Origin of the sequence: Aeromonas sp. INTO2, assembly GCF_049860605.1 — a bacterium.
In the GTDB taxonomy this organism is placed as follows: Bacteria; Pseudomonadota; Gammaproteobacteria; order Enterobacterales; family Aeromonadaceae; genus Aeromonas; species Aeromonas caviae.
On the sequence record NZ_CP187588.1, the window covers coordinates 1499843 to 1526638 of the forward strand.

Genomic DNA, 26796 nt, shown 5'->3' on the forward strand with positions numbered 1-26796 from the left:
TCTAGGTTCTAGTCGGGCAGGCGCTGAGCCTGCCACACAATATTGGGCTCATGGATCAGCCGAGCAGCAGCAGGGCCAGTATCAGGGCGGCGCCCATCCCCATGGAGGCTGCGTACCAGCGCAACTTGCCGGAGACGGTCCAGGCCAGCAGCTGATGCCCCCCCTGGGCCAGCACGGCGGGCAGGTTCATCATCCTGTCCAGCGGATCCTTGCCGAGCAGGCGAGTCGCCAGCAGGTAGGGCTTGACCCAAATCAGCTCATAAAGCCAGTCAAAGCCCCAGGCATTGAACCAGAGGGTGGACAGAGCCCGCCCCGGTGCACTCTGTGCGATCCCCTTCGCCAGGCGACGTTCGCCGAGGAAGAGGAAGGCAGCCAGCGCAATGCCTGCCACGGCGATGACGCCGGAGAGGATCTCGAGGCCATGGCGTCCCTCTTCGATGTGATCCCCGGGGCCTGCCGGCAGTACTCCGGCGAGCGGCGGCACTATCAATGCACCCACCCCGGTGGAGAGCACCAGCAGCACCAGCAGTGGCAGATGGTGGGCAAGGCCCTGTCCGGCGTGAGCCTGGGTCTGCGCCTTGCCGTGGAAGGCGATGAAGATGAGGCGGAAGGTGTAGAGGGAGGTGAGGAAGGCACCACCCAGACCGGCCCACAGCAGGGCGCTCTGGCCGCTGGCCTGCACCTGCCAGAGGATGGCGTCCTTACTGTAGAAACCGGCGGTCACCAGCGGCAGCGCGGCCAGGGCCGAGCCCCCCACCAGGAAGCAGGCATAGACCAGCGGCAGGCGATGCCGCAGACCTCCCATCTTGAAGATGTTCTGCTCGTGGTGGGTCGCAACGATGACGGCCCCGGCGGAGAGGAACAAGAGCGCCTTGAAGAAGGCGTGGGTCATCAGGTGGAAGATGGCCCCTTCCCAGGCGCCGACCCCCAGGGCCAGGAACATGTAGCCTATCTGGCTCATGGTGGAGTAAGCCAGGATCCGCTTGATGTCGGTCTGCACCAGCGCCGCAAAGCCTGCCAGCACTAGCGTGATGGCACCGACCAGGGCCACCAGATGGAGGATCTCCGGGGCCAGCAGGAAGAGGCCGTGGGTGCGGGCTATCAGGTAGACGCCGGCAGTCACCATGGTGGCCGCGTGGATCAGCGCCGAAACCGGGGTCGGACCCGCCATGGCGTCCGCCAGCCAGGTCTGCAGCGGCAGCTGGGCGGATTTGCCGACCGCGCCGCCGAGCAGCATCAGGCAGGCGAACGACAGTGCAGGGGAGCCTTCTGCGAACATCGCGGGGGCGCGCACCAGCAGCTCGTGAATGTTGAGGGTGCCGAGCTCGCGGTAGAGCACGAAGAGCCCGATGGCGAGGAAGACGTCGCCGACCCGGGTCACCACGAACGCCTTGAGGGCGGCGGCACCGTTGTTGCGATCCTTGTAGTAGAAGCCGATCAGCAGGTAGCTGCACAGCCCCACTCCTTCCCAGCCCAGATAGACGAACAGCAGGTCATCGGCCAGCACCAGGAACAGCATGCTGGCGATGAAGAGGTTGGTGTAGGTGAAGAAGCGCGAATACCCCTCTTCCCCGCGCATGTACCAGGAGGCGAACAGGTGGATGAAGAAGCCCACCCCGGTCACGACCCCCAGCATGGTCAGCGACAGCCCATCCAGGGAGAGACGGAAGGCGGGCTGGAACTCGCCCACCGTCATCCACTGCCACAGGGTCTGGGTATAGACGCCGCCTTCCGGCATGGTATTGAGAAAATCGATGCCGACCCACAGGGTAGTGAGGGCCGAGAGACCGATGCTGCCGACACCGATGAGCGCCGAGGTGCGCTCGCCGAGGCGGCCGAGGGAGAAGGCCAGCAGCAGCCATCCCAGCAGCGGGAACAGGAAAGTCAGATATAGGAGGCTCATCCGCGCATCTCGCTCACAGTGTCCACGTTCAGGGTGTGGTAACGACGATAGAGCAGCAGTAACAGGGCGAGGCCGATACTGGCCTCCGCTGCCGCCAGAGAAATCACCAGTATGTACATGATCTGGCCGTCGGCCTGGGCCCAGCGGCTACCCGCCACCACGAACGCCAGGGAGGACGCGTTCATCATGATTTCGATACTCATGAGGATAAACAACAGGTTGCGGCGTATCAGCAGGCCGCACAGGCCGATGGCAAACAAAATGGCCGCCAGCAGGAGGCCGTGCTCCATGGGAATTCCACTCATCGCCATGCTCCTTGTGCTTGCTGGATGGAAAGGGGGCGGGCTGCCGGCAGCGAGCCATGCATCACCACGGGGATGTCGCTCATTGCTGACCTCCTTCCTGTGTGGTGCGAGGCACGGAGAGCACTTCCCCGCTCTTGTCCTCGCGGCCCAGGTGATAGGCGGTGACCAGACCCGCCAGCAGCAGGATGGAGGCGAGCTCCACTGCCAGCACATAGGGGCCGAACAGGGCGATACCGACTTCCTTGGCGCTGACCTCGGTCAGACCCAGTTCACCGCCGGTCACGCCGAGAATGCCGTGGGCCAGAAAGCCCAGCAAAATGAGGGAGAGCAGGGCCGGGCCACCCCAGGTCATGGGGGTGAGCCACTTCTTCTCCTGATCCTGGGCGCTCCCCAGGTTCAGCATCATCACCACGAACACGAACAGCACCATGATGGCGCCGGCGTAGACGATCACCTGCAGGGCCCCCGCAAAGGCGGCGCCCAGGCAGAAGAAGATCATAGCCACGGCGATGAGGGAGATGATGAGATTGAGCAGCGCATGCATGGGGTTGCTGGTGCTGATCACCCGCAGCGTGCTGTAAACGGCGACCAGGGCCGCGGCATAGAATGCCAGTTCCATGGTTGACTCCTAGGGCAGCAGGCTCTTGACATCGATGGGCTTGGCTTCGTTCTCGGCATCCCCTTTGGGTTTGCCGTCGATGGCCATCCCGCTCATGCGGTAGAAGTTGTAGTCCGGGTATTTGCCGGGGCCGCTTATCAGCAGATCTTCCTTCTCGTACACCAGATCCTGGCGACGATACTCCCCCATCTCGAAATCCGGCGTCAGCTGGATGGCGGTGGTGGGGCAGGCCTCCTCGCACAGGCCGCAGAAGATGCAGCGGGAGAAGTTGATGCGAAAGAACTCCGGGTACCAGCGGCCATCTTCCCGCTCCGACTTCTGCAAGGAGATGCAACCGACCGGGCAGGCGACCGCACACAGGTTGCACGCCACACAGCGCTCGTCGCCGTCAGGATCCCGGGTCAGTACGATGCGACCGCGAAAACGGGGGGCGGCGTAGACCGGCTGCTCCGGGTAGCTCAAGGTTTCACGGGGGCGCCAGGCATGGGAGAAGACCATCCCAAGACTGCGCAACTGGGTGCCAACACCCTTGATAATGCTCGTAATTTTCATAGGTGCCTCACTGCACATTTATCAGCACTGGCGTCTGGGCGTTTCCTTGCCGCAGACCGCCGAATCATCGTCATGTCCATCTCGTTTTGCTCACGCATTCATCAGCACCACGGCAGCGGTGACCAGCATGTTGAGCAGGGTCAGGGGCAGGCACACTTTCCAGCCAAAGGACATCACCTGGTCGAAGCGCGGGCGGGGCAGGGAGGCCCGCAGCAGGATGAAGAACACCATGAAACAGGCGGTCTTCAGGGCGAACCAGATGAAGGGCGGCAGCCAGGGGCCGTGCCAGCCACCGAAGAAGAGGGTCACGATGAGGGAAGAGATCAGCACGATGCCGATGTACTCCCCCACGAAGAAGAGACCCCACTTCATGCCCGCGTACTCGATGTGATAGCCGTCGGCGAGCTCCTGCTCGGCCTCCGGCTGGTCAAACGGGTGGCGGTGGGTGACGGCGACCCCGGCAAACAGGAAGGTGACGAAGCCCAGGATCTGGGGGATCACGTTCCACATGCCGGCCTGGGCCTCGACGATGTCACGCAGGTTGAAGCTGCCGGTCTGGATGACGATGCCCATGAGCGAGAGGCCAAGGAACACCTCGTAGGAGAGGGTCTGGGCCGAGGCGCGCAGGCTGCCGAGCAGGGAGTACTTGTTGTTGCTCGACCAGCCGGCGAACAGCACGGCATAGACCGCCAGCCCGGCGATCGCCAGGATATAGAGCAGCCCCACGTTGAGATCCGCCACGCCCCAGGTGGGGGTGATGGGCACCACCGCAAACGCCAGGATGAAGGCGGTGAAGGCGATGATGGGGGCCAGCACGAAGATCCGGCGATCCGCAAAGGGCGGGATCCAGTCCTCCTTGAAGAACATCTTGACCATGTCGGCCGCCAGTTGCAGCAGGCCGAAGGGGCCAACCCGGTTGGGGCCGTAACGGTCCTGCCACAGTGCCAGCAGGCGGCGCTCGATGAAGCTCATGAAGGCGCCAGCCCCCACGATCCCCACGAGCACGACCAGGGCCTTGCCGACCTCGATCAGCAGATCCATCAGAGAGTCGCTCATGCGATGACCTCCTGCAGGTTATCGATCAGGGCGTGGTGCAGGGCGGTCGGCAGGCCGTTCACCCCGAGTGGCAACCCTGCCAGGCCCGGAGCCAGCGCATCGCTCAGGCGAAGACGCAGGCGCCAGTGGTTGCCACCCCAGGAGAAGGCCACCAGTGCGTCAGGGGACAGTGCCAGGCGCGCGGCATCCGCCGGGTTCAGTACCAGGGTGGGTTCCCCCATGCGAGCCTGGATGACCGGGCTTCTGGCGGAGAGCTCCTCGCCACCGAACAGCTGGTCATAGCTCACCACCTGCAGGGATGCGGCGGGCTGGAAGGGGGCCGGGATGGCGCCAAACCAGCCCAGGTTGCCTTCGCCCGGCTCCAGCAGGCGGCGACCGGGATCCCCGGCACGCAGGTTGCCACCCACCTCGTCCTGGAACTTGTTCCAGGCGGAGGGGGAGTTCCAGCCCGGCGCCCAGGCAAACGGTACCTGGGAGAGGGGCTGGCGGGCACCGGCGTAGCCTTCCATGGAGAAGGCGAACGGCGAATCGGGATCCTGGGCGACTCTGGGCTCGCTCACGTTCTGGTTCGCCAGCATGGAGGTGCGACCACTGTAGCGGTGCGGCTCCCGGGCGAGCTTCATGCCGCGAATGCGCAGGCCGGCGTTGGGTGCAGCTTCACCCATGGTGGTGAGCAACGGGGCGCTGGCGGCACAATCGCGACTCACATCGTCGAAGGTGCTCCAGCGAACCGAACGCGGTTGCTGGCTCCCTTGCAGGGCATCCAGCCAGCGCCAGCTTTCGCGCACCTGGATATCGGCGTTGTAGAAGGCGGGAGCATAGACCTGGAAGAAGCGCTGGGCGCGGCCTTCCATGTTGACCAGGGTGCCATCGCCTTCGGCAAAACTGGCGGAAGGCAGCACCAGATCCGCCTTCTTCGCGGTGGCCGTCTCCTGATGGTCGATGACCAGCAGGTGTTGCAGGCGATCCAGGGCGGCGTCCACCCGGCTGCGGGAGGCTCGGCGGTAGAGGTCGTTCTCAAGAACGACCAGGGCAAGCCTCTCTTCCCCTTCCATGCGCTCGAGGGCTGCCTCCAGCGGGGCGGCATGCCGGGCCAGCATGGCCAGTCCCAGGCTGTTGGCTTCCTGAGCCACCAGGGCAAGCTCCGCGGCCTGGCCACGGCCCTTGAGGGCGCGGGCGATGTTGCTGGCCGCTTCGATCAGCGCCTCGTTGCGGGCACCATTGCCTGCGATGATGAGGGGCTTTTTGGCGTTGCCAAGCAGGTCGGCCCATTGGGCGGCGAGGGCCTGCTGTTCGGGGGAGAGATCCGTTGGTGTCGGTGCACTGGCATCCAGCAGGTGGGCGATGGCAAACCCGAGGCGCGCCTGATCCGCGTGGGGGGCGTGCAGGGTGCTGCTCGCCACGTCATCCAGGCGGGTGGCATCCAGACTGGTGATGAGCAAGGGGTAGCGCTGGTTCTGGGCCAGGGTCTGCACGGCGGCGACCTGCCAGAGATCCACCTTCAGCTTGCGGGCAATTTCGCGCCCCTTGCCTTTCACCGCCTGGCGCAGGGCCAGGGCGATGCGGGCGGCGGTCTGGGTGACATCTTCCCCGAGCACCAGCACGGCGTCGGCCTCTTCCATGTCGCGCAGGCTGGGAGTACGCACGCCGCCGTGCTCCAGAATGTCCAGCATCTTCTGCAGGCATTTCCATTCGCTCCGCTCGACCCCGGAGTAGAAGTTGGCAGCCCCCACCAGTTCGCGCAGGGCGAAGTTGCTCTCCAAGGAGGCGCGGGGTGAGCCGATGCCGATGACGCCGCTGGCGGTGCGCAGCGCATCCGCGGCCCGGTTCAGGGCACCATCCACCGTGATGGCCAGCTTGTCACTGCCATCCTGCAGCAGGGGCTGGCGCGGGCGGTCGGTCAGATTGACGTGACCGTAGCCGAAGCGGCCGCGATCGCAGAGGAAATAGTGGTTCAGGGCACCGTGGAAACGGTTCTCGATGCGGCGCAGCTCGCCGTAGCGCTCACCCGGGCTGATGTTGCAGCCGACCGAGCACCCCTGGCAGATGCTGGGGGCGAACTGCATGTCCCACTTGCGGTTGTAACGCTCGGAGTGGGTCTTGTCGGTGAAGACGCCGGTGGGACAGACCTCCACCAGGTTGCCGGAGAATTCGCTCTCCAGGGTGCCATCCTCGACCCGGCCGAAGTAGACGTTGTCATGGGCGCCATAGACCCCGAGATCCTCGCCACCGGCGTAATCCTTGTAATAGCGCACGCAGCGGTAGCAGGCGATGCAGCGGTTCATCTCGTGGTTGATGAAGGGGCCCAGATCCTGATTCTGGTGGGTGCGCTTGGTGAAACGGTAGCGGCGGCTGTTGTGGCCCGTCATTACCGTCATGTCCTGCAGGTGGCAGGCGCCACCCTCTTCGCACACCGGGCAGTCGTGGGGATGGTTGGTCATCTGCCACTCCACTACCGTCTTGCGAAACTCCTTCGCTTCTTCATCCTCGATGGAGATATAGGTGCCATCGGTGGAAGGGGTCATGCAGGACATGACCAGGCGGCCGCGCTTGTCGTCGGCATTCTGATACTGTTTGACCGCGCACTGGCGGCAGGCGCCGACGCTACCCAGCGCCGGGTGCCAGCAAAAATAGGGGACGTCCAGACCCAGCGACAGACAGGCTTGCAGCAGGTTGTCTGCCCCGTCTACCTCGTACTCTTTACCGTCTACATGAATGGTTGCCATACAACTTCCCTGAAACCTGTTTTATGAAATCGGCTATTGCCCGATGCGTCCTGGCGCTTACCAGCGCTCGCCCAGCAGGTTGGGCTGGATACCCTTGAACAGCTTGTGATTGTCATGGGGGGCCTTGACCCCGGCCTCGAACTCGGATCGGAAATACTTCATCGCACTGCCAAGGGGCTCGACGGCGCCGGGGGCATGGGCACAGAAGGTCTTGCCCGGGCCCAGGAAACTGACGAGCTGTTCCAGGGTCGCGAGATCCTCGGGTTGGCCCTCGCCCCGCTCCAGCGCCCGCAGGATCTTGACGCTCCAGGGCAGGCCGTCGCGGCAGGGGGTGCACCAGCCGCAGGATTCGCGGGCAAAGAACTCCTCCATGTTGCGCAGCAGTGAGACCATGTTGATGCTGTCATCCACCGCCATGGCAAGGCCCGTACCCATGCGGGTGCCCACCTTGCCGATGCCGCCTGCATACATCTGGGCATCCAGGTGCTCGGGCAGCAGGAAACCGGTGCCGGCGCCGCCCGGTTGCCAGGTTTTCAGGCGATAGCCGGGCTTCATGCCACCGGCGTAGTTTTCGAACAGCTCGCGGGCGGTGATGCCAAAGGGCAGCTCCCACAGGCCGGGATTGTTGACCTTGCCGGAAAAGCCCATCAGCTTGGTGCCGTGATCTTCCGAACCCGGCAGTGCCAGCCCCTGATACCAGGCCACACCGTTGCCGATGATGGCGGGGACGTTGCACAGGGTTTCGACGTTGTTGACGCAGGTGGGCTTGCCCCAGACGCCGGAGACGGCGGGGAAGGGGGGTTTGGCCCGCGGGTTGGCGCGCCGTCCTTCCAGGGAGTTGATGAGGGCCGTCTCTTCGCCGCAGATGTAGCGACCTGCGCCGGTGTGGACGAACAGCTCGAAGTCAAAGCCCGAGCCCAAGATGTTCTTGCCAAGGAGCCCCGCGGCCTTGGCCTCTTCCACGGCGCGGCGCAGGTGGATGGCGGCATCCACGTACTCGCCGCGCAGGAAGATGTAGCCGCGATAGGCCTTGAGAGCCCGGGCACTGATGATCATCCCCTCGATCAGCAGGTGAGGCAGCTGCTCCATCAGCATGCGGTCTTTGTAGGTATTGGGTTCCATCTCGTCGGCGTTGCAGAGCAGGTAACGGATGTTCATGCTCTCGTCTTTGGGCATCAGGCCCCACTTCACGCCGGTGGAGAAACCGGCGCCGCCGCGTCCCTTGAGGCCGGCGTCCTTGACGGTGCTGACGATGTCATCCGGGCTCATCTGGCCAAGGGCCTTGCGGGCGGCCTCATAGCCCTGTTTTGCCTGATACTCCTCGAGCCACACCGGCTGGCCATCGTCCCGCAGGCGCCAGGTGAGAGGGTGAGTCTCGGCGGTGCGGGGGATGCGATTGGCGGTGCCGAGGGAGGCAAGCGTCTTGCCTGGCTGAATGCTCATGGGTAAGCCTCCAGGGTTTTCAGCAGGCTGACGGCATCGAGTCCGCCATAGGTATCGTCATCGATCATGATGGCCGGCCCCTTGTCGCAGTTGCCGAGGCAGCAGACGGGCAACAGGGTGAAGCGGCCATCCGGGGAGGTCTGACCGGGGGCCAGATTGACGACCTCTTTCAGACCGGCAAGCAACTGCTCGTGGCCGTTGATGTAGCAGACCATGCTGTCGCAGACGCGGATGATGTGACGACCCACTGGCTGGCGGAAGATCTGGCTGTAGAAGGTGGCGACCCCTTCCACGTCGCTGGCGGGGATGCCGAGCTCGGCGCCGATGGCGTGAATGGCGCCGTCAGGCACCCAGCCACGGGCCTGTTGCACTATCTTGAGCGCTTCGATGCTGGCTGCACGGGGATCTTCGTAGTGGTGTTTCTCGTGTTCGATGGCATCGCGCTCAGCCTGGCTCAGGACGAAATCTCCCTGCTGGCTGCTACATGCCCCTTGCCCTTGTGGGGTCTGGTTATTGTGACACTGACATTGGCTCATGACTTGACCTTTTGTGGCTTGTCCCTTTACTGCGCGTCTTGCCCTTCGCCCCGGCTGCCGGAGCGAGAGGACTCAACGATCCACATCTGACATAACGAAATCGATACTGCCCAGGTAGACGATAAGATCCGACACCATCTGGCCGCGGATCACCGAGGGGATCTGCTGCAGGTGGGCAAAGCTCGGGGTGCGGATCCGGGTCCGGTAGCTCATGGTGGATCCGTCGCTGGTCAGGTAATAGCTGTTGACTCCCTTGGTCGCCTCTATCATCTGGAAGGACTCGGCGGCCGGCATGACAGGCCCCCAGGAGACTTGCAGGAAGTGGGTGATCAGGGTTTCGATGTCCTGCAGGGTGCGCTCTTTGGGCGGTGGCGTGGTGAGCGGGTGATCCGCCTTGAAGGGGCCCTCAGGCATGTTTTTCATGCACTGCTCGATAATGGACAGGCTCTGGCGGATCTCCTCGATGCGCACGGTGGCGCGGTCGTAGGCGTCCCCGTTGCTGCCCACCGGCACCTCGAACTCGAACTGATCGTAACCGGAATAGGGGCGCCATTTGCGCACGTCAAAGTTGAGCCCCGTGGCCCGCAGACCGCCCCCCGTGGTGCCCCAGGCCAGGGCCTGGGCCGTGTTGTAAGCGGCGACGCCGATGGTGCGGCCCCGCAGTATGCTGTTGCGCATGGCCGCCTTTTCATACTCCATCAACCGCTTGGGCAGCCAGCTCAACAGGTTGTCCTGGATGAGGCGGGTCCAGCCGGCAGGCAGATCGTGGGCCACGCCGCCGATGCGGAACCAGGCCGGGTGCATGCGGGCTCCGGTGATGGCCTCGATGATGGTGTAGATCTTCTGGCGGTCCGTGAAGGTGAAGAAGACCGGGGTCATGGCCCCCACGTCCTGAATGTAGGTGCCAAGGAACAGCAGGTGGCTCTGGATGCGGAACAGTTCCGCCATCATCACCCGGATCATGTCGACCCGCGCTGGCACCTTGATGCCGGCCAGCTTCTCTACCGCCAGCACATAGGGCAGGTTGTTCATCACGCCGCCCAGGTATTCGACCCGGTCGGTGTAGGGGATGTAGCTGTGCCAGGACTGGCGCTCGCCCATCTTCTCGGCGCCGCGGTGGTGATAGCCGATGTCGGGCACGCAGTCGCGGATCTCTTCCCCGTCGAGTTGCAGCACCAGGCGGAAGGCGCCGTGGGCGGAGGGGTGGTTCGGCCCGAGGTTCAGGAACATGTAGTCCTCGTTCTCGTTGCCGCGGGCCATGCCCCACTCTTCCGGCTTGAACAGCAGGTTGTCCTGCTCCTGATCCTGCTTGACCGCATCGAGCATGAAGGGATCAAACTCGGTGGCGCGCGCCGGGTAGTCCTTGCGCAAGGGGTGCCCTTGCCAGCTCTTGGGCATCATGATGCGGGTCAGATGGGGGTGGCCATCGAAGGTGATTCCCATCAGATCCCACACTTCCCGCTCGTACCAGTTGGCGTTGGGGAAGTGGCGGCTGACGGTGGGCAGATGGAGATCACTCTCCTTGAGCGCCACCTTCAGCATCACGTCGGCGTTACGGTCGATGGAGATGAGGTGATAGAAGACGGTAAAGTCGCTCTCCGGCAGGCCGTGGCGATGGCTGCGCATCCGTTCGTCGGTGGCGCTGAGATCGAACAGCATCACAAAGGGGGAGGGCAGCTTTTGCAAGAAGCCCATCACGTCCAGCAGCAGATCCCGGGAGAGCCAGATGACCGGCACGCCGGTACGGGTGCTCTGCACGGTGAAGCGCTCGGCACCGAAGTGGGCGAACAGCTCGCCGACCACCTGGGCATCGGCGTGATCGGCGGTTTGCCACTGGGCCATGGTGTAATTGCTTGGGAATTCTCGAGTCAGTTTCATGATCAGATCTCATCCGGCGTGCGCAGGTTGGTCACGTTGATCCGCTCGCCGCGTTTGCGTTCCTTCTCGGATTGCATCTGGGGACGGTAGATCCCCTGATCCCCCACCACCCAGGAGAGGGGGCGGCGTTCCTTGCCGATGGATTCCTGCAGCAGCATCAGGGCTTGCAGGAAGGCCTCGGGGCGGGGCGGGCAGCCCGGAATGTAGACATCGACCGGCAGGAACTTGTCCACCCCCTGTACCACGGAGTAGATGTCATACATACCGCCGGAGTTGGCGCAGGCCCCCATGGAGATGACCCACTTGGGCTCGAGCAACTGCTCATAGAGCCGCTGGATGACAGGGGCCATCTTGATGAAGGGGGTGCCGGCAATCACCATGAAGTCGGCCTGACGGGGGGAGGCTCGTATGACCTCAGCACCGAAGCGAGCCACGTCGTGGGGAGAGGTGAAGGCGGTACACATCTCCACGTAGCAGCAGGAGATGCCGAAGTTGTAGGGCCAGAGGGAGTTCTTGCGGCCCCAGTTGACGGTGTCTTGCAGCACCTCTTCGAGGCGCCCGATCATGATGCCGCGGGTCGCTTGCTGCGCCAGTGGATCATCGACGGTCTGGCGCTGTTCCTGGGGGTAGCGCTCAACGGGCGCATCCGGGTCAATCCGGGTCAGGGTGTACTTCATGGTGCAACCTCAAAGAGATAATCGGTAGTTCAGTCTGGTTTCTTGTCAGTCAGGACACGCTTTTTCGGGGCCCAGTCGAGGGCACCAATGCGCCACAGGTAGAGGAGGCCTACCAGCAGCAGGGTGATGAAGATGGTGGCTTCGATGAAGCCGACCCAGCCGCTCTCCCGAACGGAGACGGACCAGGCAAAGAGATAGAGGGCTTCGACATCGAAGATGACGAAGAACATGGCGACCAGGTAGAACTTGGCGGAGAAGCGCAGGCGGGCGTTGCCGACGGAATCCACCCCGGATTCGAAGGGTTTGTTCTTGGCACGGCCATAGGCGCGTCCCCCCAGCAAGGCCGCCAGGCCTATCATGGTCAAGCAGATACAGATGGCGCCAATGACATAGACAGCAAAAGCCCAGTGCTGGACGGCAATATCAGCAAACATATAGGTTTTTCCCTAACCAAATTAATCATGTGACTTAACAATGACGTTACGTAGTATGCCACTTTCGTACTGATTTACATGTCATTTCAAAGGATTAATTATTAATCAACGGGATGAAAATTGTGTTTTGCTAGCGGGGTCAACTTTCTCGTTTGAGAATTGTTTTCAATCGTTTTTATTTAGCAGAAAAAAACCGGATAGTTTGAAAATCCGGTGGATGGCAGGAAACAAAAGACCCCGCATGGCGGGGTCTGTTTCAGGGTTGGAGAATGGGGAGGCTCTGCTCTGCCGCCTTGCCCTGGGAGAGCACGATCTCCACCCGGCGGTTGGCCTGGCGGTGAGCCGTGGTATCGTTTGGATAACGGGGTTGGGTATCCGCCACCCCCTGGGCGATCAGCCGTCGTGAATCCAGCTTGGGGTTGGTCAGCAGGGTGTGGGTGATGGTGGCCGCCCGCAGCACCGACAGCTCCCAGTTGTTGCGATAGAGCTCCACCGGCGCCTGGGAGTTGTCGGTGTGACCGGTGACCACCACCATGCCGGGGATGTCCGCCAGCACGTCCGAGACCTTGTTGACCAGCGGAATGAACTGGGGCTGCAAGAAGGCGGAGTCGGCCGGGAACAAGGTCTTCTCGCCGATGCGGATCACCAGTTGGCTGCCAAGCTGCTCCACCTCGATCTCCTTGGACTCGATTTGGCTCTTGAGCTGCTGATCCAGCTTCTGCTTGGTGACCGTGACCCAATCCTGCTCCTTGGTCTTGTGGGGCCAGGACTCCGTGGCCGTAGGTTTCTCCGAGGAGCCGATGGTCTCGTTGAAAGGGTCGGCCGCCGCTGCGGGCGTCTGGGTATCCAGCACCTGCTCTTTCTGGGAGGTATTGGGGGTGGTCTTGGACTCGGGTTCCAGTATGCCTGTGCCCCCTTGCATCACGGGGGAGCCGGCGGGAAGGGAGACCAGCCCTATCTTGCCAAGAGATTCGATAAAGCCCTGAATGAGCACGCGAGTCTCCGACTGCTTGGCCATGGCGAAGGAGTAGAGCACCACGAACAGGGCGAACAGCAGTGTCATGAAGTCGGCGTAGGAGACCAGCCAGCGTTCGTGGTTCTCCGGCGCCTCAGCCTTTTTCTTTTTCGCCACTGTGGCCTCCGAGGTAAGGCTCAAGGGTCACTTGCAGCCGTTGCTGTGACTCGCCGTCCACGATGCAGAGGATGCCGGTGAGGGTCATCTCCTTGTAGTGGCGGATCTGGTGGGCAAACGACTTGTAGCGGTTGCCGAAGGGCAGGAAGATGAGGTTGGCGGCCGACACCCCGTAGATGGTAGCGATAAAGGCCACCGCGATGGCGCCCCCCAGCTTGTCGGGGGCATCCAGCAGGCCCATGGCGTGAATGAGGCCAAATACGGCCCCGACGATCCCCATGGTCGGGCAGTAGCCCCCCATGGCCTCGTAGAATTTGACGGTCTGTTCGATATCTTCCTGCTCGAACTCGATCTCGTTTTCCAGTACCTCGTGGATTTTGGTCTTCTCGTAGCCATCGACCATCATCTGTACCCCTTTTTGCAGGAAGGGATCCTTGATGTCGTCGATCATGCCCTCCAGTGCCAGCATGCCACTGCGCCGTGCATTGCCCGCCAGGGTTTCAAGCAGCTGGGCCTGCTCCAGCATGTCGAGGCGCAGGGGAGTGATGAGCCACTTGAAGCGCTTGAGGGTTTTACCAACCACGGAGAAAGGAAACTGGGTCAGTGCGGCACCGACGGTACCGCCGATCACGATGAGAAAGGCGGGCAGATCGAGCAGGGCGCTGGGGTGCCCCCCTTCTATCATGTTGCCACCCAGAATGGCTGCCAGGGCCAGCAGCAAGCCAATAAGACTCATTTGTCCATATCCCTATGCGATGTGTGAGGCTAGTGTAGCCATTTAACTATCAGTTTTTCAAAACGATATCCAATCGGTGAGCAATATCCGAGAGGTTGCGCAGACCCGGTATTGTCCGGTGGCATCGGCCTGTACAGCCTGATCTGCAGAGCAGGTTGACGGTGCCGGCATGGCAGGACGAGGCAGTTCTCCAGGTGATATCACAATATACTGTGCTATCTGTGAGAGGATATTGGTCATCTATATCGTCACTTTCTCTTTGCTTGGCGTAATACGCTGTCAACGAGAAAGGGCTGGCTGCCCTCGGGGTATATCCCCTGTCGACAGAGAGCAGAGAGCAGAGAGCAGCGAGGCGGAAGGGATGGGATTGGCTGGGCGGCACTCGGCCAGGTATCGCGGCAAACCGTTTTTTCTGGCCCCCGCCGATGACGGGTTGCTCTTGTCAGGGGGCTGGCAGACGCCTTGAAGCAAAAAAACCGACCCTGAGGTCGGTTTTTACAATTTGGCGGTGAGGGAGGGATTCGAACCCTCACTTTTGTATATCACCGCAAAAATATAACCTTTTCATTCAATGACTTACGCAGAAACTGCCGACTATAAAAACAGCGTAATTGACTCAAGCTATTGCCATGAGTTTTCTACGTCTTTTATAAAGAAAAATTCTTAAATGTCAAGAACGTGAACATACATTCTGACTATCGGAATCATGCTGTTGATCTAAGGAAAGTGCGAACAAGTATCCCAAGAACAAAAAATGAAAATTTTAGTCATTTAATATCAATGGGTTACCAGTAAATGCTCTCGTGCCATATGACTTATTCGCACCTTCCCTAAATAAACTGCTGATAACTCATGATCATATATTTTTTGTTTTGGCTCGTAGAAGGGGATCACCATTAAGTATAGTTACCACCGCTTACCGTTAAATTACGATTATATCCCCATTACCTAACTTCAGAAATAACAATTGACTTCACTTTAGTTATAAGTTAATAAATGGTTGTTTCTACAATTATGTAGAAACATTTGAGCAAAGACTCAAAGGAGGATAATTATGTTAACTAATATTTTTGAATAGATCATAAAGCTGATGGCTGTTCGTCTAGTGTAGATGACAATTGACTCAGTTACATTTATATTTACGGGGATGTATTTTGATCTTTACCATAATACGTTTGCTCTGTATCTTATAAAAAAACTGATTGTTGAACCTATACTTAGACGATTAAAGTAAGCTTATCTATACGCCCACTGCATATGCAGTGGGTTTTTAATGATTTCCAATGAAATTATATTTATTAATTGTTATACTGTTAGATTTTTATGAAAAATCACAGTCCTATATTTAATCTAAAAGTGCATTTTCTGTATTTTTTATAAACTCGGAAAGAGTCATGCCTTTTGATGCAAGTACATCTATGCTAAAACACTCAGTTCCACCTTTTGCATTTTTAAGAATATGGCCTCGATATTCTAAGTGTGCACCAAAAACTCTTATAAATTCATGTTCAATTTTTAAGGCCATCTGAATGGTAGTGCTAATTTGTTGCGAGTCAGCAATGATTACATCGTCTTTTCCAAGTAATTTATAGCGTATATCAATGCTCTTTGTGGTAATTCCAATCTTCCAAAAAAAATGCCCCTTATATAAAAGTTTCAAATAGTATACTATACAAAAATCATCTGGTGACCTATTGGCTAGAAGATTACGTTCAACTCCACAAGCAGGACATCCTCTCCCATCAAGATGGCGGTTAGGCGTCTGTTCAAAAGGCCCATGCTCACGACAAATTATGGTTATATACTCTTTTGTGTTAATATATTTAACGGCAGTGTAGTCGTATAAATTACCATGTGTATTTATAGCCTTTGCCAAAAAATCATCCTGTGTAAATTGTAAGCATTTAGGGCACCCCTCTGATAGGGGTAAACGAAAAGCTTGTTTTTTAAATTCCCCATGTTGACGGCAAATTACGCTTACTTCATTAAAGGCACCGGTATATTCAACCGATGAATAATCATAATCGTCCCCAAACTTATCTTTTAAACGTTGTATATATTGCTCGTTTGTTATATCAGGACGCCCTGAGCATGCTTTACAACCGCCATTTCCATGTAAGTGGCTATTGGGTATTATTGAGAAGTCACCGTGTTCTGGGCATGTTATTGTAACGTGCGTGAAAGCATTTATATATTTCACTTTATCATATTCAAATCTTGATTTAAATTTATCTTTTGATTTCGCTATGAAGATTTCAGTTGTTACTTCGGGTCGCCCAGCACAAGCCTTACAGCCCTGTTTTTGTTTTCCAGCATGAGCGCTAGCCCTCATTTCAAACTCGCCATGCTCTGGACAAATAATTACAATTTTATTATGCGCCCCAGTATATACTGTCTTGTCATAGATGTATTTATCACCGTGAATCAACTTACATTTTGATATAAATTCATCTGTAGTGATCATGCTACCTTTTACTGGCATATAACTCCTGCGACTTACTAATTGTAGTATTACGTGATATTTATCAGTTAAAAATAAAATCGCTTCATCAATGTATAATGATCAATCTATCATTTTGGATGTATGCAAAATAGAGTTGAGAATCCAAACACCATTGTAACAACAACCTTACGCCAGGGGGGTGACAATAAGTATATCGTGTGCAAAACTTGCAAACTAATTCATTTAGTATAAATAAATACACATCCATTGAGGCCTCCGCGAATATGTTGAATCAATTAAACGAGAAACCTAAAATCAACCCAGTCATATGTTCAACTATATCATAATGTTACGACCAGGAACATGAGCTATATCACGACTAAAAACAATATTAACAATCAAAAGACTTTGTTGCTTGGCATGGCTCGTCCGGCCTGATAATCACCAACAAGGACGCAGTGGGGTTGATGTGGCGAATCTGCCGTTGAGCACTCAACGGCAATAAGAAAATCTGAGTCTCCCTACGTTTTACAAACTCATGCCCTAATTCACCTGTCGAGTGGTGGTGATCGGTAATCTTTATTGGATGTCATGGGTTACTTTGGTTAGATGCGGTTAAGCGAGTGAATCCCCCCTTACTCAGCCTCAAACCCTTACCATGACTGCGTTTGAGGTAATGATGGTTAAGCTGAGTAAGGGAAGTTGCCATGAAGCGTGGTGAGTGCTGGATGGGCTCTTATCAAGGTTTACTCAGTGTTTATATATAAATCACCTTAATCAATTAACCAAAAACCACTGTAGGTCAGTAATGGCGAGGGTTTGAGGCTGGTTAAGAAGCTAGAAAAACCACTTAACATGCACTTAACCAATTAATCATTTGCCCAATAGACGGGCAGAAAAAGCCCCGCCTTATCGGCAGGGCTTAAGAGTCACTTGTCGGCTTTACCCTTCTCTTTGGGGCTATCGACGGGCAGCAGGTACTCGGTCCTATTAGAACGCACCCTGCGGCTCTGGAGCTTGCCCTCGCTCGCGAGCAACCGGAGTGCCTTACCCCAACTACTCGCCATGCTCAGCCTCTCACCGTGGCGGGCGCACAGCCCGCTCGCCGTGAGCCATTCAGATGAGGCCAGTGGACGCGATAGATGGTGGTGGTAAATAACCTCATAATATGGACCCTTGTCTGTGTGAGCATCGTTTTCCGATGCAGCTAGTGCAGCTGTTGCATCATCCAGAAACCACGTTGCTCCTGACTCATAGCGCTCCCTTACCTCCAGCCAAAACTGGCGCAGTTGCTCAGGGTCTGTCTGGGACAAACGGCCTGCACTCCAGCTCCAGCCCAGGACCGCATTGAGGCGCTCAACATCAGCTGCCGCAGCCAACTCGATAACAGCAAATCTGGAGTTACCGGTTGTATCCTTGAGAAAATCCGTCCCGTTGACCGTGGCAATAAATGAAGTCTGGCGCTTTTTGGTGGTCATGCTGCGGGCATAGGGTAGGCGATAGCTGTCGTTCTCTCGGGTCAAAAAAGCCTTGAGGCTACCCGCCTCATGTCGGGTCGTACTCTCAAGCTCAGCCAGCTCCACAACCCATGCAGACACTGCGCGACGAACATCATCAGGCTTGTCTGGATTGATGGCACAATCGAGGGTCGAACTTTGCACCACAGCAGCCAGACGGCTCACCCAGGCGCTTTTTCGATAGGACTGTGCCCCCACCAACACAGGCACCAATTTCGAGTACCAGCGCGGTTGATAGAGTGCAGCGACACACCCAACCAGCCATGCATGTAACACCGCACTCGCATAGGCAGGATTTGCCGCATTGAGGGTAGCAATAACCGCATCGATGCGCGGTTTCCCATCCCACGGTGCCCCACGTTCGAGCCACTGACGCACAGGGTGATAACTGTGGCGCTCACAAATTGCGATCAGGTGCTCCTCAATCACGGCATCCGGCACACCTGCCAACTGGCAGGCATCAACCAGCGCGGATCGCTGACCCGCCTCAGAGCCTCCCAGACGCTCACCATCCGCATCAGCCAGTTCTGCCTCACCCGTCATCAGGTTGTAGCGTGGCTCCCAACCGTTGAATGTGATAAGAGCAAACAAATTCGAGCTGGTTTTGATGGGGCGGCCAGTAGGGCTCATATCCGGCAGAGTCAGCAGTTTACCCTGCATCACCGACCTGGCAGCCTGCTGCACCTGTTGTGTGGCAGCACCGTCCTTCTGACCGTCATATGACGAAATATCATGCCCCGCTGTTTTGTTTTTATTATTTTTCATTTTTATTATCCTCGGTGTTATCACCTGATTGTTGTTATATATAACCTCTGCCATTTTCTACTTTTTAATTGAGTGGGGTAGTTAAAACATACATGGCTCCACTCAATTAAATTCAAACCGTTTTTATGAATGGTATTGCGCCATCAATATGGGATGACCGTCACCGAGATATAGGCGTCAAGGTTGTTCCTCCTCGTCCCGAGTCAGACTCCACCTTGACCCCTATACCCGCCTCCTTCGTCATCCCATATTGACCGCTTCATACCATCCATAAAAAAGGGTTCTCCACCCCACTCCGGTCGCTGCGCAACCTACGGGGGTTCCGGTCTCGTAACCTCGACACACCCCCATACTTACGTGCGTAAGTATGGTTTTCAACAGCCGTGCTTACGGTGTGTTTTAAATCATACTTACGGTTGTATTCTTTGCGTACTTACGACTCTTTTCATGGCGCACTTACGTGCGCATCCGTAAGCGCTACATGTTATATTTCTCACGCCAATGAAGACCATCATTAGGTGTTTACATGTCCAATCATGACTATTTTTGATGAGTAAAGATTGAGAATATTACCGCGAGAAACCATCATCTTTTGATTTGTCTCTATTTATAAATGCAGCCATTCCTTTTCGCTTAACATTTGATTCTTCACTTGGCTCAACCACCATTATTGGTGTATTTGGCTGGATATAGCTTTTATTATCCGCAGACGGCACGCTGTGAGTCACTCTAATGTGGCTCAGGTCAGCATCAGCAGGACAACTCGGTAAACGTCCTCCTCTTGCTGATTTTCGATTTCCGTAACGATTAACTGAGGCTGTGGCCTGATGTCCCATCAAATAGGCAATTTGTACGCGGTCCATTCCGGATGCTTTGAGCTCTGACCCCAATTGATGACGCCAACTATAAAATGTAGGGAGATGATTGCGCTTCGGCCATAAATTTTGTCCTGCAATGCGAAGTTTATCTTGCAACGATTTAATATTGGCGAACTGTGCTTCTCTGACTATTGAGCTTAACCAGCGAGGGTCAACGCCTTCAAATTGCAGAGTCCTGTCTGCACCACGAATACCATCATGGCTTTTTTTTGCCCCCACAATACGTACTTTATCGCCATTTACTGTAATGTCAGCAAGTTCAGCTGGCCTGATACCAGTGTAGGAAAATAGTATTATCGCAGCAACCATTCTTATATCATTCCGCGCTTTGAAATAATCGATCAGCGCGGTTTGGTCAGCAGGATTGATGCTCTTAACCCTGTTCTGCTTTTTCTTAATTGGAGTATTGCTACCTTGAGCCGTGACTGGATTACGTAATCCCATAATGCGCTCAGCGGCCTCGACATAACCCAGATTTTTTTGATGACAGACAAGTGCTCCACGCAGGCGACGCCAGTAGTCAGGACGATATTCAGGCGCGCAGGCCAACAGCTCATCTGAAATGTTTTTAGCTGTAACCTTGATGTTTTTTCTTTCAAGGCGAAGATAGAAATGTTTTGCCAACCTTTCGTATTCTAGTTTTGTTTTTTCTGTAGCCATTTTTATTCCTTAGGCTCTTAACGGCCCTTATTTAACGTATTATCGAATCAATAATATATCGATATGAATCACAGTAGTCATCGCTAATCTGATTGAGAATGCGGTTCACCAACATGTATGTTTTTCATTGATTGAGCAACCAGCCCTAATAAATATTGCTGAATTTGTGGGTCGGCAATTAATTTAGTCATGTCCAGTTCTGAGTTGTTGGCCGGAACCAGAGCAGGCTTCTCATTAAGGCGGAAACAACGAGCAAGAGCGTTTTCGGCTAATGTTTTGAAATCCGCAGCATCCTCGACTAACCATTTTCCATAATGGCGCCTTATCATTGCGGTACTTGTATGCCCCATCTGTTTGGCAATCCATTCGATATTAACACCTGCGGACAACAGTTGACTGGCATAGGTATGTCTAAATTGCGATGGCCCTCGGTAGGCAACGCCCGCAGTGGCACAAAACGGCTCAAAAAAATCCTCTCTGAATTCATCGACGCTGGTGTATTGACGTCGCTTATCCGGATAATAGGCTAATAAAGTCCGGCGCAGTTTGATCCGCGTACGATTGTCAGCACACATGACCGAAATCGCTTTCTCTTTGCGATGCCTAGCATGCTCCAGAAGGGTACGTAGTGCCTGCACCGCGGGGACAGTCAACTCGACTGTTCGGCAGGAGCTTTTGGTTTTCGGTGTTTTATAGCAACCATCTACCAGGGCTAGATCAACACGCAGTGTGCGTTTATCCAGGTCGATAGCCTCACGGCTAATTGCCAACAATTCGCTGATCCGCAGTCCAGTGGAAATACCAACCTGGATTATTGCTGCACCAATAGGGTTGATATGTTGATGTGCAATAAATAACTGGATCTCTGATTGCAGGAATGGCTGAGGCTCTACCACCTCAAATCGACAATTTTTGACATGACACATCGGATTTATTTTTATAATGCCATCTCGATAGGCCCTGTTAAATACCTGTCGCATAATGTCAATATATTGATTGACCGTGTTTCCTTTGAGGCGTTTTAGCAGTTTGGCAATATACATTTCGATGTCGGTTGCATTAATATCAACCAGCTTTTTTTTCCCCCATTTACGGATAAGCTGCATGGCTTTTCTACACAAAACATCATAGGTTGCGTCTGATACCTGTTGATATTTTATGTTCAGGTGTTCCTCTACTGCGGTTTTGAACGTTTTTTCACGAGGATCTGATTTTAGATTGTTGTTGTTTTTCATGTACACCCTGTTTTTATTATTATAATTTCGCGCAGGATTACATTCAGCAAAAACCAAGTCAAATAAAAAGTGAAACCTAACAAAAACTAAGGAAGGTGCGAATAAGTCATATGGCACGAGAGCATTTACTGGTAACACATTGATATTAAATGACTAAAATTTTCATTTTTTGTCCGTGGGATACTTGTTCGCACTTTCCCTAATTTAATGTCAATTTTCAATATATTTGAAATAAATTGTACAGATCTAGTTATCACCTGACACCGGCCTCAAACCGGTGTCTTGTTTACGCTACTTTAGTGCGCACTTCCTTCGGTATCAATTTCAGACCCTTTTTGAACATGCTGTAGGGAGTCTGTCCTTCCATCATCCTGCCTTGATGTGGCCGCTGGGTGTTGTAGTGATCCAGATAGCTGTCCAGGTCTGTCTGCATCTGCTCTACCGACTCATACCAGGTTGTCCTCCCCTTGATACGGAAGTGTTCATCCAGCAGGGTGCGATGTAGCCGCTCGATAAAGCCGTTGCTCTGCGGCCTGCGTACCTTGGTGGTCCGGTGCTCAATCCCCTCCAGTTGCAGGAACAGCTCGTAGGGGTGATGGTCAGGGCGCCCGCAGAACTCGCGCCCGTTATCTGACAGGATGGTATAGACCCGCGCCTCGTGAGCCTCGAAGAACGGCAGGACCGTTTCGTTGAGCACATGGACCGAGGTCACCGGCAGCTTGCTGGTGTAGAGCCGTCCCCAGGCGTGGCGGCTGTAGCAGTCCAGTACGGTTTGCAGATACACCTTGCCCACCCCCTTGAGTGCGCCGACGAAGAAGGTGTCGACCGCCACCAGTTCCCCGGTGTAGTGAACCTCAATTTGGCGTTCGCGAAACTCGGGGCTGAAGCGCTCGAGCAGGCGGATCTGCTCGTCATTGAGCTCAATCGTCTGTTCCCTGTGGGTTTTCTCGAGGCGCAACAAGCGGTCATGCTTGGAGAGCAAGTCGTGACGTTGCCACACGCCACGCACACCGCCCGCACTGACGTTGATGCCTTGCAGAGCCAGTTCTTGCGCGACCCGCAGCGGGCCATGGGTTGGTCTGGTGAGAGAGTAATCGAGGATAGCCTGTTCAATCTCGGGAGCGACCCGGTTGGGATGCGCCCCTTTACAGCCGGGTAGTTTGTCGAGCAAGCCCTCGGCGCCATAGGTCTGATAGTTACGGCGAATTTCGTAGAACTGCTGACGGCTGTAGCCGATGAGCTTGCAGGCTTTGCTGACGTTATTGAGCTCTTTGGCGAGCTCTAGCAGGCTGAGTTTGCGACGTGCTACTTTCTCGTTGGTGGTCATACGGTGACTCCGGATAACACGGTAGGGGTACCGTTTTGTTATCCGGTTTGAAGCCGTATGACCACTCCCTTTTGTGGGCAACTGTCAGGTGAATACCATCTCCATACATAAATAAATTGTCAAATTAACGACCAGTAACAGCAGAAGCCTGTCACACTATTTAAATGATGAAAATCAACATGTTACTTTGCCAGGCAAGCACGTGAGCGGGTATACCTCACCCACTCAAATGCCTATTTCGCCTGATATTCAAAAATCGACTAAATCGCTGGGGATTGACTCGATTTTTTCTCGCAGCAACGCAATACCTAGTCGCTTGCCGTAGCGCCCAAACGTCAGGCCGTTTTTACTGTGTCCCGCAAGTTCGGCCACAAAATGCTCAGCGACATCCGCCTGCTGTAACTCATCGATGAAGCTATGCCGCAGCCCGTAAAGCGTGGGACGGCCCTGACCTACGATGCCAGCATCATTGAGGTGGCGTTGGAAGCGACAGGTGATGTTATGCGCCCAGTCGTCGTCTTTGCCTGATGGTTGGTCATCGAACAAAAATACCTTCCCTTGACTGCGACGACTCTCCACATAGTCCAGGAATTGATGTCCAATCAACGCACTATGCAACGGCACGGTACGGTACGCATTGGCAGTTTTGAGCTGTTGATCCGCCTCTCCCGCATCGACCATCAGACACCAAATCCCCTCAACCTGTTTGATGTTCTGAGTTTTGAGCTGGCAAGCCTCGGAGGGTCGCAGCCCGGCATACAGGCACAGCAGGGGCACCCACCAGTCTTGAACTCTCAATTTTTTTCCTTTCTGGGATTGTTTGCTGCGCAGGCTGGCAAACAGCTGAGCCAGTTGAGGGCGATGCCAGCGCACTCGCTCCTCATCCGCCCGTTTGTGCGGCTTCTTGCCTGCCGTCAACCCATCAAAAGGGTTACGGCTGCAATAGTCCAGCGCCACGCACCAACGGAAGAACTGTTTCAGGGCGGCGAGGTAATCTCCTTTGGTTTTGAAACTGAGGTTGGTCTTGCGCAGCAAGCTGTTGCGGTACTCCTGCGCCAGAGCGGGCGTCACCTCATCGACTTTAACCCCTTTGGCCCAGGTGACGAAGGCGTTGATCCGAAGTTGGAGCTGGCCCACCGACCTATGCTGGATCCCCTCACTGGTTTTAGTCTCGATGAATCTCGCCAATGCGTGGGTGAGCATGATCCCACTGCTGGGGCAAGCTGGGGCATCAACAGAAGGTTCACGAGGTGTGGAAGGTGTTTGAGGAGGGATGAACCCCGCGGCTTTGAACGCGTCTAGATCGGCGCGGATCCAGCGATAGAAACTGCGGGGGGCAGTATCGGCAGGAGTAGCCGCGATAAGTGCGCGAGTACGAGCTGCCACTGCCAGGTTGCGGTCTACGGCGAGCTGACGGTCTTTGGTGCAAAGGGAAGTACGGATAGCGAAGGGCAAGCCACGGTCACGTAATGACTTAGGCAGCGGGAGACGAGTGTAGTAGGTGCCGGAGGCATTTTTACTCAGATACATGATTGTTCCACCCAGTTGATCCAGGAAAAAAATCACGTAAGTCTAGAAATGAAAAAACCCGTTGAAATTCAACGGGTTATATTTGGCGGTGAGGGAGGGATTCGAACCCTCGATACGTTGCCGTATACACACTTTCCAGGCGTGCTCCTTCAGCCACTCGGACACCTCACCAAATTTTTACTGCTTGAAGTGGCTTTCGGAGCACGCTGCGCGTACATCTTGCCGACTTCGTCGGTGGGCAGCCTCTCGGATACCTCACCAAATTCTGGTCTGTGATTTAACGTGTTCAGCCAACACGGTGTTCGCTGCGCCGTTGCGCTGGAACGGGGCGTAATTTAGGGGAAAGGGCTGCCTGGGTCAACCACTTTTCCCCTTATTTTTCATAATCTTTATCGAGTGCCTATCCCTTGAACAGAATGCCGGTTTTTTAATCCCGTTCAAGGCTTGTCGAGAATGATCAGGCTGTCAGGCAGCTCGTTCTGATCCCGGGTGGCGGGGAAGGCGTCGGTCAGAATGGCGCTGGTGCGCTCCACGCACTCCAGGAACCCCTGCTCGACCTCCTTGTTGCGTACCCGAACCACGAAGTCGTCGATGATCTGCTGCCACTGGGTGTTGTCGATGTGCTGGGCGATCCCGTCGTCTACCAGGATCTCCACATAGTGCTCCGCCACCGAGACGAAGATGAGCACCCCGAGCCGGTCCCGGGTGCGGTGAAGTCCCTGCTCGACAAACTGCAGGCGGGCCATCAGGGCGGCCCGGTGACGGCGTACCTTGTTGGGAATGAGCCGCATCTTGATGGGTGTCCAGTGGAACAGCAGGCTCAGCAGCAACCAGACCGACCACTGCACCAGCAGGATCTCGTACCAGCCAAGCCAGAAGCCGAGCTGGAAGACCAGCAGGGGGGTGAGCATGGCGAGCAGGGCGGCCCACAGGGTCGGAATATAGCGATAGCCATCGCTGGCCGGGGCCAGCACGGTGACCAGTTCGGCATCCGTGGCCTGCTCGGCCTGTCGAACCCTGGCCTGCAAGGTGTGGAAAAACTGTTTCGAAATCATCTTGTTGTCTCTTTTTCCCTGATTACCAACCGCCAGATGCACCGCCGCCGCCAAAGCTGCCGCCGCCACCACTGAAACCGCCACCACCACCGCCAGTGCGGCCGCCAAAGGAGCCGGCACCGAATCCACCGGCCATGTAGGCGGCCCGGCGACGTCCTCCCGGCCCACCGCCGCCGCCGCGCAGGTTGTGCAGCACGATCATCGCAATCACCACCAGGATGAAGAGCCAGGGACCTCCCTGCTTGTCGGCCTTGCTGGTGTTGTCCACGGGCTGATACTCCCCGGCCAGGGCCTGCATGATGCCCTGGCTGCCGGCGAGGATGCCGGCCACCATGTCACCGCGCTTGAAGGCGGGCAGGATCCGGGTCTGGATGATATTGGCGGCGATGGCGTCGGGCAGGGCACCTTCCAGGCCATAACCCACCTCGATGCGCACCTTGCGCTCGTCCTGGGCGATGATCAGCAGAACGCCGTTGTTCTTGCCTTTTTGGCCGATGCCCCAGTGGCGACCGAGCTGGTAGCCGTACTCTTCGATGGTATCCCCCGCCAGCGTGTCGATGGAGACCACCACCAGCTGGACGCCGCTGCGCTTCTCGAAGACGGCCAGTTGCTGTGCGAGTTGGTGGGCCTGCTTGCGGGACATCAGATTGGCCTCGTCCACCACCCGCCCGGTCAGGGCCGGGAAATCGGGGGCGGCATGCAGTGCCGTGGCACAGAGCAGCAGACAGAGCGCCAGCCAGTGTCTCATCACGTTCATTGGAAGCTGACCTTGGGCGCCTCATCGGCACCGGGTTTGGCGCTGAAGGTGGGTTTGGCTTCCAGATCGGAGTAAAGCAGCTTGGACCAGATGACCCCGGGGAAGGTACGGATCTCGGTATTGAACTGGCGTACTGCCTCGATGTAATCCCGTCTGGCCACCGCGATGCGATTCTCGGTGCCTTCCAGCTGGGCCTGCAGGGTCAGGAACTGCTGATCGGCCTTCAGATCCGGGTAGCGCTCGACCACTACCATCAGCCGGGAGAGGGCGCTGGAGAGCTGCTCCTGCGCCGCCTCGAACGCCTTGAGCTGGGAGGGGTCACTCACCTGCACGCTGCCGACTCGGGCACGGGCATCGGTGACCGCTTTGAGGGTCTCCTGCTCGTGGCTGGCGTACCCCTTGACGGTGGCCACCAGGTTGGGGATGAGATCGGCCCTGCGCTGGTACTGGTTCTCGACCTGTCCCCAGCTCGCCTTGACCTGCTCATCCAGGGTCGGAATGGTGTTCATGCCGCAGCCGGTCAAACCCAGCAGCAGGGTCAGGGTCAGCAGGGCACGGGTACCACGCTGCCAGAGTGAAGTGGCCATCTTGTTGTTCTCCATTGATATTTCTCTCGGAAATAGGTTCACCAT

At 56.4% G+C, this 26796-nt stretch carries 22 protein-coding genes and 1 tRNA gene; all 23 read right to left on the minus strand.

All coding sequences use genetic code 11. From position 1 onward, the window contains the following. Positions 1–55: 55 nt before the first annotated feature. The 23 genes from nuoL to ACPW74_RS07175 all read right to left on the minus strand — a co-directional run bounded on the left by nuoL (position 56) and on the right by ACPW74_RS07175 (position 26766). Complete coding sequence (nuoL, locus tag ACPW74_RS07065) at positions 56–1903, minus strand: NADH-quinone oxidoreductase subunit L (protein WP_279981433.1); 1848 nt, start codon at positions 1901–1903, stop codon at positions 56–58. Beyond that, positions 1900–2208 carry an NADH-quinone oxidoreductase subunit NuoK gene (nuoK, locus tag ACPW74_RS07070; protein ID WP_279981432.1) on the minus strand — a complete coding sequence of 103 codons (309 nt, stop codon included), beginning with the start codon at positions 2206–2208 and terminating at the stop codon, positions 1900–1902. Before nuoK ends, nuoL begins: the two co-directional genes overlap by 4 nt. A 79-nt stretch (positions 2209–2287) precedes the next feature. After that, the gene (gene nuoJ, locus ACPW74_RS07075) at positions 2288–2827 is read right to left on the minus strand and encodes an NADH-quinone oxidoreductase subunit J (protein ID WP_010675035.1); all 540 of its coding nucleotides are present in this window, start codon (positions 2825–2827) and stop codon (positions 2288–2290) included. 9 nt (positions 2828–2836) lie between these two features. Then, positions 2837–3379: an NADH-quinone oxidoreductase subunit NuoI gene (gene nuoI / locus ACPW74_RS07080; protein ID WP_010675034.1), complete on the minus strand. Its 543-nt coding sequence runs from the start codon at positions 3377–3379 to the stop codon at positions 2837–2839. 90 nt (positions 3380–3469) lie between these two features. Further along, positions 3470–4435 (minus strand): NADH-quinone oxidoreductase subunit NuoH, encoded by a 966-nt coding sequence (gene nuoH / locus ACPW74_RS07085; protein ID WP_010675033.1) that lies wholly within the window; start codon positions 4433–4435, stop codon positions 3470–3472. Then, positions 4432–7161 (minus strand): NADH-quinone oxidoreductase subunit NuoG, encoded by a 2730-nt coding sequence (gene nuoG / locus ACPW74_RS07090; protein WP_277855975.1) that lies wholly within the window; start codon positions 7159–7161, stop codon positions 4432–4434. The genes nuoH and nuoG overlap by 4 nt, the downstream gene beginning before the upstream one ends. Before the next feature lie 57 nt (positions 7162–7218). Next, positions 7219–8604, minus strand: a complete 1386-nt coding sequence (nuoF, locus tag ACPW74_RS07095) for an NADH-quinone oxidoreductase subunit NuoF (RefSeq protein WP_042016644.1) — start codon at positions 8602–8604, stop codon at positions 7219–7221. Further along, entirely contained in the window at positions 8601–9140 is a 540-nt protein-coding gene (gene nuoE / locus ACPW74_RS07100) for an NADH-quinone oxidoreductase subunit NuoE (RefSeq protein WP_010675030.1), read from the minus strand. Before nuoE ends, nuoF begins: the two co-directional genes overlap by 4 nt. 72 nt (positions 9141–9212) lie before the next feature. Further along, positions 9213–11018, minus strand: a complete 1806-nt coding sequence (nuoC, locus tag ACPW74_RS07105; protein ID WP_041211563.1) for an NADH-quinone oxidoreductase subunit C/D — start codon at positions 11016–11018, stop codon at positions 9213–9215. A 2-nt stretch (positions 11019–11020) separates the two neighbouring features. Then, complete coding sequence (locus ACPW74_RS07110; RefSeq protein ID WP_010675028.1) at positions 11021–11695, minus strand: NuoB/complex I 20 kDa subunit family protein; 675 nt, start codon at positions 11693–11695, stop codon at positions 11021–11023. Positions 11696–11724: 29 nt separating this feature from the next. Further along, the gene (locus tag ACPW74_RS07115; protein ID WP_039038710.1) at positions 11725–12129 is read right to left on the minus strand and encodes an NADH-quinone oxidoreductase subunit A; all 405 of its coding nucleotides are present in this window, start codon (positions 12127–12129) and stop codon (positions 11725–11727) included. A gap of 256 nt (positions 12130–12385) precedes the next feature. Beyond that, on the minus strand, positions 12386–13261 hold the full coding sequence (locus ACPW74_RS07120) for a flagellar motor protein MotB (protein WP_279981429.1): 876 nt from the start codon (positions 13259–13261) through the stop codon (positions 12386–12388). Then, positions 13239–13997 (minus strand): flagellar motor protein, encoded by a 759-nt coding sequence (locus tag ACPW74_RS07125; protein ID WP_039038709.1) that lies wholly within the window; start codon positions 13995–13997, stop codon positions 13239–13241. Before ACPW74_RS07125 ends, ACPW74_RS07120 begins: the two co-directional genes overlap by 23 nt. 1345 nt (positions 13998–15342) lie before the next feature. Then, entirely contained in the window at positions 15343–16479 is a 1137-nt protein-coding gene (locus ACPW74_RS07130; RefSeq protein WP_425858792.1) for a hypothetical protein, read from the minus strand. 890 nt (positions 16480–17369) lie between these two features. After that, positions 17370–18722, minus strand: a complete 1353-nt coding sequence (locus ACPW74_RS07135; RefSeq protein ID WP_425858793.1) for a VapE domain-containing protein — start codon at positions 18720–18722, stop codon at positions 17370–17372. A 569-nt stretch (positions 18723–19291) separates the two neighbouring features. Beyond that, positions 19292–20260: a site-specific integrase gene (locus ACPW74_RS07140; RefSeq protein ID WP_425858795.1), complete on the minus strand. Its 969-nt coding sequence runs from the start codon at positions 20258–20260 to the stop codon at positions 19292–19294. 83 nt (positions 20261–20343) lie between these two features. Further along, positions 20344–21495, minus strand: a complete 1152-nt coding sequence (locus ACPW74_RS07145) for a tyrosine-type recombinase/integrase (RefSeq protein WP_247626361.1) — start codon at positions 21493–21495, stop codon at positions 20344–20346. A 286-nt stretch (positions 21496–21781) separates the two neighbouring features. Beyond that, entirely contained in the window at positions 21782–22822 is a 1041-nt protein-coding gene (locus ACPW74_RS07150; protein ID WP_042017433.1) for an IS481-like element ISAs19 family transposase, read from the minus strand. Positions 22823–23071: 249 nt separating this feature from the next. Next, entirely contained in the window at positions 23072–24352 is a 1281-nt protein-coding gene (locus tag ACPW74_RS07155; protein ID WP_425858797.1) for a tyrosine-type recombinase/integrase, read from the minus strand. Positions 24353–24435: 83 nt separating this feature from the next. Then, positions 24436–24523 (minus strand) — tRNA-Ser (locus tag ACPW74_RS07160). Positions 24524–24789: 266 nt separating this feature from the next. Further along, positions 24790–25407 (minus strand): TPM domain-containing protein, encoded by a 618-nt coding sequence (locus ACPW74_RS07165; RefSeq protein ID WP_010675024.1) that lies wholly within the window; start codon positions 25405–25407, stop codon positions 24790–24792. A gap of 22 nt (positions 25408–25429) precedes the next feature. Beyond that, positions 25430–26164, minus strand: a complete 735-nt coding sequence (locus ACPW74_RS07170; protein ID WP_045524444.1) for a TPM domain-containing protein — start codon at positions 26162–26164, stop codon at positions 25430–25432. Beyond that, a complete protein-coding gene (locus tag ACPW74_RS07175; RefSeq protein WP_010675022.1) occupies positions 26161–26766 on the minus strand; it encodes a LemA family protein in 606 nt (201 codons plus the stop codon). The genes ACPW74_RS07170 and ACPW74_RS07175 overlap by 4 nt, the downstream gene beginning before the upstream one ends. Positions 26767–26796 lie beyond the last annotated feature (30 nt).